This is a genomic window from Streptomyces sp. NPDC014734 (assembly GCF_043083325.1).
GTDB lineage: Bacteria > Actinomycetota > Actinomycetes > Streptomycetales > Streptomycetaceae > Streptomyces.
In genome coordinates, this window is sequence record NZ_JBIBYN010000035.1 from 1 (window position 1) to 13,086 (window position 13,086).

14 protein-coding genes and 3 pseudogenes are annotated in these 13,086 nt (G+C 70.2%); 7 read left to right on the forward strand and 10 right to left on the reverse strand.

Features of this window, described 5'->3' with window-relative positions:
• The coding region (locus tag ACF1CT_RS34595; protein WP_391787994.1) for a transposase at positions 1-222 on the forward strand (222 nt) is incomplete at its 5' end.
• A 106-nt stretch (positions 223-328) separates the two neighbouring features.
• Positions 329-781 carry a cytidine deaminase gene (locus ACF1CT_RS34600; RefSeq protein WP_391787995.1) on the forward strand — a complete coding sequence of 151 codons (453 nt, stop codon included), beginning with the start codon at positions 329-331 and terminating at the stop codon, positions 779-781.
• A 208-nt stretch (positions 782-989) separates the two neighbouring features.
• On the opposite strand, the pseudogene ACF1CT_RS34605 reads toward ACF1CT_RS34600, so the two are convergent.
• Together ACF1CT_RS34605 and ACF1CT_RS34610 are read right to left on the reverse strand one after the other, a co-directional pair.
• Positions 990-1,713 (reverse strand): annotated as a pseudogene (locus tag ACF1CT_RS34605) (IS6 family transposase).
• 92 nt (positions 1,714-1,805) lie between these two features.
• Entirely contained in the window at positions 1,806-2,372 is a 567-nt protein-coding gene (locus tag ACF1CT_RS34610; RefSeq protein ID WP_391787996.1) for a helix-turn-helix domain-containing protein, read from the reverse strand.
• Positions 2,373-2,438: 66 nt separating this feature from the next.
• Between ACF1CT_RS34610 and ACF1CT_RS34615 the strand changes: the two genes are divergently transcribed.
• A complete protein-coding gene (locus ACF1CT_RS34615; protein ID WP_391787997.1) occupies positions 2,439-4,058 on the forward strand; it encodes an FAD-dependent oxidoreductase in 1,620 nt (539 codons plus the stop codon).
• A 365-nt stretch (positions 4,059-4,423) separates the two neighbouring features.
• Here ACF1CT_RS34615 and ACF1CT_RS34620 read toward each other — a convergent pair.
• Positions 4,424-5,341, reverse strand: a pseudogene (locus tag ACF1CT_RS34620) (zeta toxin family protein); the annotation flags it as partial.
• Between the two features lie 374 nt (positions 5,342-5,715).
• Between ACF1CT_RS34620 and ACF1CT_RS34625 the strand changes: the two are divergent.
• Positions 5,716-6,930, forward strand: a complete 1,215-nt coding sequence (locus tag ACF1CT_RS34625) for an IS110 family transposase (RefSeq protein WP_391787998.1) — start codon at positions 5,716-5,718, stop codon at positions 6,928-6,930.
• 144 nt (positions 6,931-7,074) lie between these two features.
• Here ACF1CT_RS34625 and ACF1CT_RS34630 read toward each other — a convergent pair whose 3' ends face one another.
• The 5 genes and pseudogenes from ACF1CT_RS34630 to ACF1CT_RS34650 form a co-directional block, all read right to left on the reverse strand.
• Positions 7,075-7,368 carry a zeta toxin family protein gene (locus ACF1CT_RS34630; RefSeq protein WP_391787999.1) on the reverse strand — a complete coding sequence of 98 codons (294 nt, stop codon included), beginning with the start codon at positions 7,366-7,368 and terminating at the stop codon, positions 7,075-7,077.
• Positions 7,358-7,522: pseudogene (locus tag ACF1CT_RS34635) on the reverse strand (zeta toxin family protein); the annotation flags it as partial. The pseudogene ACF1CT_RS34635 and the gene ACF1CT_RS34630, both read right to left, overlap by 11 nt.
• Before the next feature lie 72 nt (positions 7,523-7,594).
• Positions 7,595-8,005 carry an arsenate reductase ArsC gene (locus ACF1CT_RS34640; protein WP_391788000.1) on the reverse strand — a complete coding sequence of 137 codons (411 nt, stop codon included), beginning with the start codon at positions 8,003-8,005 and terminating at the stop codon, positions 7,595-7,597.
• Positions 7,998-9,122 carry an ACR3 family arsenite efflux transporter gene (gene arsB, locus ACF1CT_RS34645; RefSeq protein ID WP_391788001.1) on the reverse strand — a complete coding sequence of 375 codons (1,125 nt, stop codon included), beginning with the start codon at positions 9,120-9,122 and terminating at the stop codon, positions 7,998-8,000. The genes ACF1CT_RS34640 and arsB overlap by 8 nt, the downstream gene beginning before the upstream one ends.
• Positions 9,119-9,520 (reverse strand): ArsR/SmtB family transcription factor, encoded by a 402-nt coding sequence (locus ACF1CT_RS34650; protein WP_391788002.1) that lies wholly within the window; start codon positions 9,518-9,520, stop codon positions 9,119-9,121. The genes arsB and ACF1CT_RS34650 overlap by 4 nt, the downstream gene beginning before the upstream one ends.
• 80 nt (positions 9,521-9,600) lie before the next feature.
• On the opposite strand from ACF1CT_RS34650, the gene ACF1CT_RS34655 reads away from it, so the two are divergent.
• Positions 9,601-10,074, forward strand: coding sequence for an ArsI/CadI family heavy metal resistance metalloenzyme (locus ACF1CT_RS34655; RefSeq protein ID WP_391788003.1), 474 nt, complete (start codon positions 9,601-9,603; stop codon positions 10,072-10,074).
• 69 nt (positions 10,075-10,143) lie between these two features.
• Here ACF1CT_RS34655 and ACF1CT_RS34660 read toward each other — a convergent pair whose 3' ends face one another.
• The gene (locus tag ACF1CT_RS34660) at positions 10,144-10,812 is read right to left on the reverse strand and encodes a recombinase family protein (RefSeq protein WP_391788004.1); all 669 of its coding nucleotides are present in this window, start codon (positions 10,810-10,812) and stop codon (positions 10,144-10,146) included.
• A gap of 88 nt (positions 10,813-10,900) precedes the next feature.
• On the reverse strand, positions 10,901-11,614 hold the full coding sequence (locus ACF1CT_RS34665) for a hypothetical protein (RefSeq protein WP_391788005.1): 714 nt from the start codon (positions 11,612-11,614) through the stop codon (positions 10,901-10,903).
• A gap of 34 nt (positions 11,615-11,648) precedes the next feature.
• Here ACF1CT_RS34665 and ACF1CT_RS34670 point away from each other — a divergent pair, with 34 nt between their 5' ends.
• Together ACF1CT_RS34670 and ACF1CT_RS34675 are read left to right on the forward strand one after the other, a co-directional pair.
• Positions 11,649-12,569, forward strand: a complete 921-nt coding sequence (locus ACF1CT_RS34670; protein ID WP_391788006.1) for a tyrosine-type recombinase/integrase — start codon at positions 11,649-11,651, stop codon at positions 12,567-12,569.
• On the forward strand, positions 12,566-12,895 hold the full coding sequence (locus ACF1CT_RS34675) for a helix-turn-helix transcriptional regulator (protein WP_014177719.1): 330 nt from the start codon (positions 12,566-12,568) through the stop codon (positions 12,893-12,895). Before ACF1CT_RS34670 ends, ACF1CT_RS34675 begins: the two co-directional genes overlap by 4 nt.
• The last annotated feature ends 191 nt before the right edge of the window (positions 12,896-13,086 follow it).

Below are 13,086 nucleotides of genomic sequence, written 5' to 3' on the forward strand. Positions count from 1 at the left end.
CTACTCCGCGCCCGTGGCATCACGCCAAAGATCGCCCGCAAGGGCACCGCCCACGGATCCGGCCTCGGCAAGACCAGGTGGGTCGTCGAGCGCACGTTCGCCTGGCTCCACCAGTTCAAACGCCTGCGGATCCGCTACGAGATACGAGCCGATCTCCACCTCGGACTACTCCAACTCGCCTGCAGCATCATCTGCTTGCGAAGACTCCGAACCTCATTCTGAAATGATCAGTAAGCTTGTTCTTTAACCTCCGCCTATTGGTCCGCGGGTAAGTCGCCCGCTCGGTACTCGTCTCTGGCTGTGGTCCGGTGGGGGTACGGTTTCGCGTATGTCCGTTGATCAAGAACTGGTGTATGCCGCGATCGAGTTGGCGCGTACGCGCTTCCCCGGGCAGGACTGGTCCGGAGCCGCTGCGTTGCGCCTCGACGACGGCGCGATCCTCACGAGCACCGCTCCGGACGTGCCGAACAGCGCCGTGAACCTGTGCCATGAGACCGGCGCCATCTGTGAAGCCTTCAAGCGAGGGCGGCGTGTGGTGGCCTCGGTGTGCGTGACGGCCTCCGATGGCGATCGCGGGTACTGGATCCTGGCGCCTTGCGGTGTCTGCCAGGAGAGGCTCTTCGCCTACGGCCCTGACGTGGAGGTCGCGGTCCCGGAACCCGCTGACCCGCGCCGCTGGCGCACGCTGCGGCTGCGGGATGTCCAGCCTCATTGGTTCGCGCGAGTCTTTGCAGACGATGTCTGGCCTTTCGAATCCGATAGTTCGGAATCCCCGCATTGACCCGCTTCCGCAAGCAGCCATCCTCGAACAGCGCCCCGAACTTGATCACTCGCGCGGGGATCCGCCGGACGTGAACACGGCCTTCGTCTGATCATGTGCTCCGACCAAGGACACACCTGACCAGCACGAAGGGCGCTGTCACGTTGTTGGGTGCGTGGGGCTCTGACGGTGCGTCGGGGCGTGGCGGGGGCATGGTTCGGGCCGGTGCTCAGGCCTTGGCGGGCTGGCCGGTGGCGCAGGTGGCCTGGTCCCAGATCGCGAAGCGGATGGTCATCTCGGCCCGGTAGCCGGGGGCGCTCATCAGGTGGCGGCGGGGCCGGAAGTGGGGTGAGATCCCGGAGAACGCGGACAGGAACCGCTGCGCCGAGCCTGTGCTGCGGAAGCCTTTCATCGCGCGTTCACGCTGTCTGGTGGGCTGGTGGGAGTTTTCCGCCCGGTTGTTCAACCCCTTGTGTGAGCGGTGCTCCACCGAGGGCATCACCTCGCGGTGGGCGGCACCGTAGGAGGCGAGCCTGTCCGTCACGATCACCCTGGGCACCGCCCCGCTACTCTTCAGCAGCCGGCGGAAGAAACGCCTGGCCGCGGCCTTGCCGCGGCGGTTCTGGACGAGGATGTCGAGCACCGCGCCGTCGGCGTCGACGGCACGCCACAGGTACTTCCACTCCCCGTTGATCTTGATGAGCACCTCGTCCAGATGCCATTTGTCCCCGGGCTGCGGGCACCGCCGGCGCAGGCTGCTGGCGTAGGCCTGCCCGAACTTCAGGCACCAGCGCCGGATCGTCTCGTAGGAGACGATGACGCCGCGCTCGAGCATGAGCTCTTCCACCTCACGGAAGCTGAGGGGGGAAGCGGAAATACAGCCATACGCAGTGCGAGATGATCTCCACCGGGTAGCGGTGGTTCTTGTACGACAGCACCGTGGACGACACCACCGGCTCCTCTCCCCGGCACGGACAACCCGAAGATCGTCCCACCGCCGCCGACAACGTGACAGTGCCTCGGACCGTGGTGGGCTCGCTGCTGATCACTCCTTCCCACGATGCACGTGCGCGCGCTGCCCGTCGCGGTCGAAGATCATCAACAGCTCGACCGGGCCGTCGACCGCGGCGAACGCGTGCGGGGTCATGGTGGCGAACTCGGCCGCCTCGCCGGCCTCGACGGCGATCTCGCGATCGCCGAGCAGGAGCAGGAGCCGCCCGCTGAGCACGAACAACCAGTCGTGGCCGGGGTGGACCCGCTGCTGTGGCCGGGCCGCGGTCGGCTCGATCAGCGCCTTCACCGCGACGGTGCTGCTGTCCGGCCTGCTCAGCGCCCATGTCGTGCGCCCCTCGATCCAGCTCGGCGTGGGGCGGATGACCACGTCGTCGTCGCCGCTCACGTCGAGCAGTGCGTCCAGGCCGACCTGGAGGCCGGCGGCGAGCGGAAGCAGTACGTCGAGGCTGATCGTGCGCTTCCCGGTCTCGACGCGACTGATCGTTGACGGGCTCAGGTTGGTGCGCGCGGCGAGCTCGTCGAGGGAAAGCCCGAGCGTGGTGCGCAGGCTGCGCAGCCGGGTCCGGACAACGTGCTCGATGTCGGCGAGTCGACTCACGGTTCCTCCTTGCGGATTCCGCAAGGAGTCTGGCATATAACGCCGGGGGTTTCTACGGTGGCGGACATGAGTCATCACCACACCGACCCCGCCACCTCCGGCGCATCTGCCGCTCCGACCGTCATCCGCCACTGCGACGTCGCCGTTATCGGCGGATCGGCCGCCGGCCTCGCCACCGCCCTGCAGCTCGGCCGGCAGCGCCGGTCGGTGATCGTGGTCGACTCCGGCGAGCCGCGCAACGCGCCTGCGGCGCACATGCACAGCTTCCTGGGACGCGATGGCACAGACCCGGCGGAGCTGCTCGCCGCTGGTCGCGTGGACGTGCGCCGCTATGGGGGCGAGGTGCTGTCCGGCCGCGCCGTGCGGGTGGCCCGGGACGGCGAGCTCTTCGTCGTCGAGCTCGCCGAGGGCACCTCCGTCGTCGCCCGCCGGATCGTCGTCGCGACCGGCCTGGTCGACGAGCTTCCCGAGGTCGAGGGACTGGCGGACCACTGGGGCAGGGCGGTGATCCATTGCCCGTTCTGCCACGGCTACGAGGTGCGCGACCAGCGGCTGGTCCAGCTCATCACCCATCCGATGGGGCTGCATGTCACCCCGCTGCTGCGGCAGTTGTCCGCGCGTCTGACCGTGCTCGTTGCGGACGGTGTGGAGGTCGACGAGTCCGGGGTCGCCACCCTCGTCTCAGCGGGTGTCGACGTACGCCTCGCCACCACCACGCACCGTGTCCTCACCGGTGCGGACGGCCGTCTCACCGGGATCGAGCTGATCGATGGCTCGACGATCGGCGCCGACGCGATCCTGATCAACCCGCGCTTCGCGCCACGCGCCGAGCCGTTCACCGGACTCGGCCTGCGACCCTCGCCCCACTCGACCGGCATGGGCGAGGTGATCGAGGTCGATGCGATGGGCGCCACCGCCATCGACGGGGTCTACGCGGTCGGCAGCATCACCGACCCCAGCCACCAGGTGCTCCCGGCCGCCGCCCACGGCAGCCGCGTCGGTGGCGCCGTCGCGATGAGTCTCGCCGCCGAGGACGTGCGCACCGCGGCCCGCCCGTCCGGCCCCGTCGCCGACTGGGATCACCGCTACTCCGGCGACCCGGTCTGGAGCGGCAACCCGAACGGCTCGCTGGTCGCGGAAGTGACCGACCTGCCCGTCGGTCGTGCGCTCGATGTCGGCGCCGGCGAGGGCGGTGACGCGATCTGGCTGGCCGAGCAGGGCTGGGAGGTGACCGCGAGTGACATCTCCCCGCGCGCGCTCGACCGGATCCGGGGCGAGGCCGAGCGGCGCGACCTGACTGTCACGTGCGAGCTGGCCGATGCCAACGCCTGGGAGCCGTTTGCCCAGGGGTCGGCACAGGGCGGGTTCGACCTTGTCTCGGCGGCGTACGCGTCGATCCCGCGTACGCCCGACCTGCGCGGCGTCCACAATGTGCTCGACGCCGTCGCCCCCGGCGGTTCCCTGGTCATCCTCGGCCACGACCTCGAGGCGATGCGCGACCCACAGCACGTGCATCGCCCGTTCGACCCCGACGCCTACCTGAACATCGACGACTTCGTGACCGCGATCAAGGCCACGGCCGGCTGGACCATCGAGGTCGACGACAAGCGCCCCCGTCCCCCGGGCTCGGCCAGCGCAGCCCACCACGCCGACGACCGGGTGCTGCGCGCCCGCCGGGCGAGCTGAGCCGGCACCACCAGCAAATGGCAGCGGCCCGCGTCCGTGTCGAAGCACGAACGCGGGCCGCGTGGACAGAAGCGCGTGCGCGGCCAGTAGCCCGGGTTCTGTCGGAGAACGGGCAGCGGTGCCGTGGTGACCGCGGCGGTGAGAGAACGTGGCCGCAGGTGGGCGGGCATCAGCGGCCAGGCCAGGGCAGCGATGTCGACCAGATCCGGCCGGTACTGCGGCAGCTCGCGCTTCAGCCCCCGCAAGGTGGCGAAGAACCAGGCCGCTTCCGCCGCCGTGTACGGGCGGTGCTGCTCGGTCTTGACCACGTCCCCGCCCCGGGGTGCCCTGGCCCAGGACCCGCCCCTGGCGCGCTCGTTGCGGTACACCGCGGTGAGGTCACTGCGGATGGCGGAGACGCAGTGCACGTACGGCGAGTCCTCGGCCGCGCGGACCACGTCGGGGACGAGCCGGAACGTCGCGTCGTGCGCGGCCGCCGCGGTGAACCTGGGAGTTCCGCCCAGCCGGGCCACCTCGGCGCACCGGGCCGCGGTGCCCAGCCTGCTGTCCGCGGCGCGCGTCGCGAGCACGACCAACTCCACGCGGCGGCCCTCCCGGTGGTGGCGCGCGCCGTCGAGGAAGTGGCCGACGCTGTCCGGGGCGATCTCGATCAGCATGTCCCCGCGGCGCGCCCGTACGTACGCCTCGGCCATCTCCTGCCATGCCCGGTAGTCGGCCCGGATGCGGGCGGAGGCCGTCCGCGGGTCCTCTTCGAGGAGCCGTCGGTAGTCGGGGTGCATGGCCTTGAAGGTGCCGCCCTCGATCCGGATGGGCCTGCGTCGGCGCAGCGCGCGGCGGAGTGCGCGTGCCGCGTGGGTCTTCCCGGCTCCCTGCGGGCCCATCACGTACAGGGTGACCGGGTCGTCCTGCGGGGTGATGGAGCCCAGGTGCATCGGGGCGATCAGCTCGTCGAAGATCCATCTGTGCTCGCCGGGCGAGAGGCGGTGGTAGTCGACGCCGGGGGGTTCCATGAGCGGCTGGGCAACCCGGCGGACCGGCTCGGCGAGCGCGGCCGCGCGCTCCAGGCCACCGGCGACCGCCAGGCGCCGCTCGGATGTGAGCACAGCGGGATGCAACCGCTGCTGCGCGCCGGTGATCTGGCGGTGGAAGCGCCAGATCACCGATGCGGTCCACGGCCGGGCCAGGTCCGCGGCCAGCGCCTGGGGTGCGGCCGGTGCGGTGCGCCAGGCGTTGCCGGTGAGTTCGTTGCGGTACCGGGCCCGGAGGCCGCGCCGCACCACCATGACCTGGTCCGCCAGCCGCTCGGCTTCGACGGTCTGCAAGAAGAGCGGCAGGTTGCGGGCGCACCGGTCGAAGTTGCCCCAGGAGACGTACCGGCCGCCCCGTTACCTTTCTCGTGGCCCCGCAACGGGGCGCCTGGCCCCCGGGCTCGGTATGGCTGTTTGCCCCCTGTCGAAGGGATGACCTGGGGGGGGGGTGTTGCCGCCGGGCTTCGGGGCACCGCTTGACCGCTGATGAGGGGCCTGGCGACCGCCCGGTCCGGCGCAAGGCCGGACCGCTTTGTGGGTGGGGATGTCTGCGTAACGTGGTTGCCGGCGTGTGGTGCCGCAGGGACGGCCGGGAGGTGAGGAGACGAGAGGCGGGGGGGCACGCGCACATGGTCGACACGACCGCGATAGATCTCTTTCTCGGCCTGGATCTGGGCAAGGAGTTCCACCACGCCCACGGCCGGGCCAGGGATGGCAGAACCGTGCACGACAAACGGCTGCCCAACACCGAACCGAAGCTGCTGGAGCTGTTCACCAAGCTGGTGGCGAAGTTCGGCACCGTCCTCGTGATCGTGGACCAGGTCGCCAACATCGGCGCGCTGCCGCTGACAGTGGCCCGCGCGGCGGGCTGCCGGGTGGCCTATCTGCCCGGTCTGTCGATGCGGCGGGCCGCCGACCTGCACCCGGGTGAGGCCAAGACCGATGCCCGCGACGCGTTCGTGATCGCCGAGACCGCCCGGTCCATGCCGCACACCCTGCGGGCGGTGGACCGCGACGACGAGGTGCTGGCCGAGCTGACGATGCTCACTGGCTACGACAACGACCTGGCCGGCGAGGTCAACCGCACCACCAGCCGGCTGCGCGGCCTGCTTTCCCAGATCCACCCCTCCCTGGAACGGGTGCTGGGGCCACGCCTGGGATATCCCTACGTCCAGGCCCTCCTGCAGCGGCACGGCTCGCCTGCCCGGCTCAAGAGACTGGGCCGGACCCGCTGCGAGGCTCTGCTCAGGGCACACGGCTCGCGCAAGGCCCACCACCTGAGCGGGGAGATCTTCGACGCGCTCGCCGAGCAGACCCTCGTCGTTCCCGGAACCGAAGCATCCGCGCTGATCGTGCCGGGCCTGGCCGCCCAGCTCGCCGCCGCCCACACCCAGCGACGCCAGGCCGAGCAGGAGATCGCCGCCCTGCTGGAGGCCCTCCCTCTTTTCCACCTCCTGACGTCCCTGCCCGGCCTGGGCGTCAGGACCACCGCCGCCATGATCGTCGCCATCGGCGACGGCAGCGGCTTCCCCACCGCCGGACACCTCGCCTCCTACGCCGGACTCGCTCCCGCCACGAAGTCCTCGGGAACCTCCATCCGCGGAGAGCACGCTCCCCATCGCGGCAACCGCCTGCTCAAACGAGCCCTGTTTCAGGCCGCGTTCGCCGCGATCGGATGCAAAGCCGACCCGTCTTCCCGGATCTACTACGACCGCCAGCGCGGTCGCGGCAAGACCCATACCCAGGCCATCCTCCGCCTGGCGCGGCAACGCGTGAACGTCATCCACGCCATGATCCGCACCGGGACCCTCTACGAACCCCGCAGCCTCGACCTGGCGGCCTGAACACCCATCACACGCCCGGGCACCGGCACGGCCACCCCGCCGAGCCGGCCCCCGGCCTGCCCGCACGGCACCCGATCCGCCGGGAACGTCACGCTTCGCGTGACGTTCCCGAAAACCAGCACGAACACGCACGAACTGGCCCCATCAGAGTTGACGAAACAGATAGGGGCACCCCCCCTGCTCGGCGACCTGTGTCAGGTAGTAGTCCAGGTCGCTGAGCTGTGCGGTGGCGTCCGCCGTGGCCAGCGCCACCACCTCGACGCGGTAGCCAGCCGCGCGGTAGGAGCGGGCCGTCGCGCATGCCTCCTCCAGGTCGGCGACGGGCTCTTCGAGCACCACGTCGAACCGGTTGCGGCGTGCGTACGTCTCGGTCTCCGCCTGCCACCGCAGGACGTCGGGACGGACCCGCACGCCCGCCGTGCGGTCATCACCGCGCATGAGGTCGGCGTAGTGGGGGGTGGGCGCTCTTGTAGAGGTCACGGCCGATCAGTACCGCGCCGCCCCGCCGCTCAAGGACTGCCAGCAGGAGGGCGCCCAGTTCGGACTTCCCGCTGCCCGCCGGTCCGGCGACGATCACCACCACCGGCCGGTCCTGAGGAACGGCGCCCGTGGTCCAGACCTGTCGTCTGCCACGACAACGTCAGTCGTTCTGCTACGAGAAGCGTCAGTGGGGCTGGAGTTCGGTGAGCAGGTTGCGGATGCGCTGTTCGATCTCGTCGCGGATCGGGCGGACGGCCTCGATGCCGTGGCCGGCCGGGTCGTCGAGCTTCCAGTCGAGGTAGGTCTTGCCAGGGAAGACGGGGCAGGTATCGCCGCAGCCCATGGTGATCACAACGTCGGACGCCTGCACGGCGTCCACGGTCAGCACCTTCGGTGTCTCGGCGGACATGTCGATGCCGACCTCCGCCATCGCCTGGACGGCGGCCGGGCTCACGGCGTCGGCCGGTGCGGACCCGGCGGAGCGGACCTCGACCTTGCCCTTGGAGAGGTGGGTGAGGAAGGCGGCGGCCATCTGGGAGCGGCCGGCGTTGTGGACGCACACGAACAGCACGGACGGCTTTGAGGTCTCAGACACGGGCGGAACCTTCCGGGGCGGCGACCGGACCGGCCGTCGGGGTGGGCTGAGGGAAGAAGCGGCGGGCGGCCAAGGCGACGTAGACCAGGCCGATCAGGACGGGGACCTCGATGAGTGGGCCGACGACTCCGGCGAGGGCCTGGCCGGAGGTGGCGCCGAAGGTGGCGATGGCGACCGCGATGGCGAGCTCGAAGTTGTTGCCTGCGGCGGTGAACGCCAGCGTGGTGGCCTTCGGGTAGTCCAGTCCGACCGCGCGCCCGGCGGCCATGGACCCGGCCCACATGACGGCGAAGTAGACCAGCAGCGGCAGCGCGATCCGGGCGACGTCGAGCGGCTTCGAGGTGATGGCGTCGCCCTGGAGGGCGAAGAGCACCACGATCGTGAACAGCAGCCCGTACAGGGCGAACGGCCCGATGCGGGGGATCAGCTTCGTCTCGTACCAGGTGCGTCCCTTGGCCTTCTCGCCCAGGCGGCGGGTGAGGAACCCGGCCAGCAGCGGGATGCCGAGGAAGATCAGCACGCTTCGGGCGATCTCCCAGACGGACACGTCGAGCGCGGTCTGCTCCAGGCCGAGCCATCCGGGGAGTACGGAGAGGTAGAACCAGCCGAGCAGGCTGAACGCGATCACCTGGAAGACGGAGTTCAGCGCGACGAGGACGGCGGCGGCTTCGCGGTCGCCGCAGGCGAGGTCGTTCCAGATGATGACCATGGCGATGCACCGGGCGAGGCCGACGATGATCAGGCCGGTGCGGTACTCGGGCAGGTCCGGCAGGAAGACCCAGGCCAGAGCGAACATAAGGGCCGGGCCGACGATCCAGTTCAGGACCAGGGACGGGATGAGCAGGCGCCGGTCGCGGGTGACGGTGTCGAGCCGGTCGTAGCGGACCTTGGCGAGCACGGGGTACATCATCACGAGCAGGCCGAGCGCGATCGGCAGCGAGACGCCGGTGACGGTGACCTTCGCGAGCGCGTCCCCGAGGCCGGGAACGAGGCGGCCCAGGCCGAGGCCGGCCGCCATCGCGATCAGAATCCACACGGCGAGGAACCGGTCCAGGAACGACAGCCGACGGGCGACCGGCCCCTCGGGCGCCGCCGTGGTGGTCGCTTCGCCGCTCACGAGGCGGCCCCAGCTGGCGCGGTCTCGGTCAGGGACTGTCCGACGGGCCGGGTGAGGATCGCCGCGAGGCGGTCGGTCATCTGCGGCAGCAGCCGGTAGTACACCCACGTCCCGCGCCGCTCGGAGTCGATGAGCCCGGCCTGCTTGAGCAGCTTGAGATGGTGGGAGATCGTCGGCTGCGACAGGTCGAAGGCCGGGGTGAGGTCACAGACGCAGACCTCCCCGCCCGCACGGGAGGCGATCATCGACAGCAACCGCAGCCGGACTGGATCGCCCAGCGCCTTGAACACCTTCGCCAGCGTCTCGGCCTGGCCTTCGTCCAGCGGGGCGGTCAGCAGGGCGGGGCAGCACCCCTCGGTGCCGTCCTGGCCGAGCACCACAAGCTCTTGTTTCGACATGCCTCTATGTTGAAGTTTATCGATCCAAGGCGCAAGGTTGCATCGACAGGCATCGATGCAACCGATCCGGGGAGACCGCCATGTCCCGTGCCCAGCTCGCGCTCAACGTCGCCGACCTCGAAGCGTCGGTCACCTTCTACTCCAAGCTCTTCGGCGTCGAGCCCGCCAAGCGGCGCCCCGGCTACGCGAACTTCGCCATCACCACCCCGCCGCTCAAGCTCGTCCTCATCGAGGGAGAGCCGGGACAGGAGACCCGCCTGGACCACCTCGGCGTCGAGGTGGAGACCACCGACGACGTCACCGCCGCCACCACCCGCCTCAAGGACGCCGGGCTCGCGACCTTCGAGGAGAACGACACCTCCTGCTGCTACGCCCTCCAGGACAAGGTCTGGGTCCACGGCCCCGGCAAGGAGCCGTGGGAGGTCTACGTCGTCAAGGCCGACGCCGACCAGCTGGGCAAGAGCGCCGCGCTCGGCGGTGACGCCTGCTGTGCCGGTCAGCCGGAGGCGGCCGAGGCCGCGCCGGCGGCTGCGGGCTGTGCCTGCGGCAGCTGAAGCGTTGCGTACGCAGTAGCGGACCGGCGGGCCTGATCAGGCCCGCCGGTCCGGCGTGAGCGTCACCGATCAGCGCCCGGGAGTTGGGCCGGGACGCGGGAGGTCCGCAGTTCCTTGAGGTCGGGGATGTGGTTGTAGAGAGTGCCGACCGAGACGCCGAGCAGGGCCGCGATGGGTCTCGATGCTGTTCTCGGGGTTGAGAAGCATGTCGCGGGCGGCGCGCAGCAGCTTGTCGTTGACGACCGACGGCCGGCCGCCGAAGCGGCCGCGGGCCCGCGCGGCGGCCAAGCCCTCGTTGGTGCCCTGCACGATCAGCTCCCGGATGAACTCCGCGAGCGCGGCGAAGACGTGGAAGATCAGACGGCCGCCGGGCGTCATGGTGTCGAGCTTCTCGTGCAGGGAGGTGAAGCCGATCTCCCGCTTGCGGAGCTCGGCGACCATGTTCACCAGGTCCTGGAGGCTGCGGCCGTACCGGTCCAGGGAGGGCACGACGAGGGTGTCCCCGGCTTGGAGGAAGGCGTGGCACGCCTTCAGCTCGGGGCGCAGGTCGTTCTTCCCGGACTTCTTCTCGGGGAAGATGCGCCGGCACCCGGCGAGGGTGAGGGCGTCGATCTGCCGGTCGAGTTTCTGCCCGCCGGTGGAGACCCGGGCGTAGCCGATGCGGATCTCGGTCGGGCGGGCCGGGAAGATGCCCAGGAGGTCGTCGTCGGCGCCGAGCGCGTCGGTCAGGGTCGTCACGGACGCAGTGTGCCCTCAAGTAACCATGGTTTTCTGAAGGCCGGCGGCCGGGCCTGCGCCGGGTCTCACAGGTCCGGCCCGGCCGCCGTCAGGCAGTGAGCTCCACGCTGGTCTCGCCCGTCACCGCCGGACGGGTGCCGCCGAAGGAGACGCTGTGGCGGACCGTCAGCCCCCGGCGCTGGTCGAGCTTCTGGATGAAGGACGCCGGGGCCTGGACGCTCATTGTCTCGGCGCCGAGCTTCTTGGGCTTGGCCCGCTGCTCGGAGACGACGTAGTCCAGGATCTGCTCCGTGTGCTCCTTCTTCTCCCCGGGAAGGAATCCTGCGCACTCCGCCGTAACGACCTGGCCGGCCTCGACGAAGGCCCACGTCATGGAGATGGCCACCGGCAGGTGGCCCTGCTCCTCCACGGCCTTGACGCTCAGCCGGAGCCCACCGACGAGAGCGGCCTTGATGACCGGAGCCGGGCCCACCGTCTGCGGGACGGTCACCTCCAAGGACTGCGAGACGGCCGCCGCATCATTGCCGGTGATCTCGTAGCTGAGCGTCGCGGTGGTGCCGATGGTCGCCATGACCACCGAGGCCGGCACCAGCACCTTCCGGTCGGCCGGGACAGGGAAGCCGTCCGGGCACGGTGAGGCGCCGTCCGGGGACCAGTGCAGCACCATCGTCTGCCCCTCGCCGAGCACGGCGTCGGAGGGCACCACCACGGTCACGTCGCGGAGCACGGCGCGCGTGCCCTCGTCATTGAGCACAGGCTCCAGCTGGGCCTCATCGAACACGGGCGGTGGAAGAGCGGACACCTGCACTCCTTGGCCTGAAGGACGTGCCAGGCTGATGTACCAGATGCGGGCCTGGTTCGGTCGGCCGCTGTGGGATATGGAGCCGGCCGACGCCGACGGGTACTTCGGCAAGGTGCTGCGGGGCTCGCCGAGCGGCACCCGGCTGGCCCGAGCGCAGGCGCTGACCACGTACTTCCTGTTCCTGGAGCTCCGGCACAAGGTCGAGATCCACCGGATGACCGGGCGGGTCGTCGAGTGCCCGATCGACGAGATGAACCGCCCACGGGGATCCAAGGACGCCGCCCTGCGGATCCCGCCGACCGAGCCGGAGATCAAGACACTGTTCACCGGCTGGGGCGGCGAGTTGGCGACCTGCCGCAAGTTCGCCCCCACCGCGCGGAACTACTCCGCATCGAAGCTGATGTCGCAGGTCGGACTCAGGGTGAGCGAGGCATGCAAGCTCGATCTGGCGGACATCAAGTGGGATCTGGGCCGCTTCGGCAAGCTCCACGTGCGTCACGGCAAGGGCGCCCGCGGCTCGGGCCCGCGCGAGCGGATGGTGCCGCTGATCAACGGCGCCGACCGCACGCTGCGGTGGTTCATCGAGGACGTCTGGGGCCAGTTCGACGACGACCACACCCGACCCGGTGCCCCGCTGTTCCCCTCAGAGCGCAAGAACACCGACGGCTCCTCGCGCCGCGTCGGCGACGACGCCTTGCGCAACGGTCTGGCCGCCGCTGCGGAAGCTCATCTGCCTGGCTGGGCCAACACACTGACGCCGCACGTCCTGCGGCACTTCTGCGCGTCCGAGCTCTACCTCGGAGGGCTTGATCTGCTCGGGATCCAAGAGGTCCTCGGTCACTCCTGGATCGCCACCACGATGCGGTACATCCACGTCCAGCAGACCCGGGTCGAGGACGCCTGGGTGTCCGGGCAGCAGCGGGTCGCGAAGCGGCTGGAAGGACTGATGGGATGAAGTGGAACCTGCGGCTGACCGCCGCGAACAAGGGGATCTGGAAGGCGTCCGAGCTCCAGCGGAGCCTCGCCGAGCACGGCTTGGTGATCTCGGCCGGGAAGATGTCCGGCCTGTGGTCCGGCCAGCCGGTCTCCCTCAAGCTGGAGGACCTGGACGTGATCTGTGTCGTGCTCGGCTGCGAGATCGGCGATCTGCTGATTCCCGAGCCCGGGAAGGTCAGTCGCCCGGGTCAGCAGGCTGGAGTCCAGGAGGCCACGACCGGTTCGATGGTGGCCCCGGCCGTCGTGCCCAAGCGCCGCGACGGCCGTTCCCTGCCGCCGATGTGACCTGGTCACCATCGCCATGGGGAAGATCAGCGAGAACAAGCCGGCGGCCTCCTGCTCGGGCTGTTTCGCCTGGGTCAGCTGCCCGGCCGGTTCTGCCGCGGCTGTTATACCTACGGCCAGCTGCACGCCGTCGGCGAGTGCGTCGGCTGCCGACGACAGGTCCCGGTCGATGGCAAGCACGGCTACTGCCG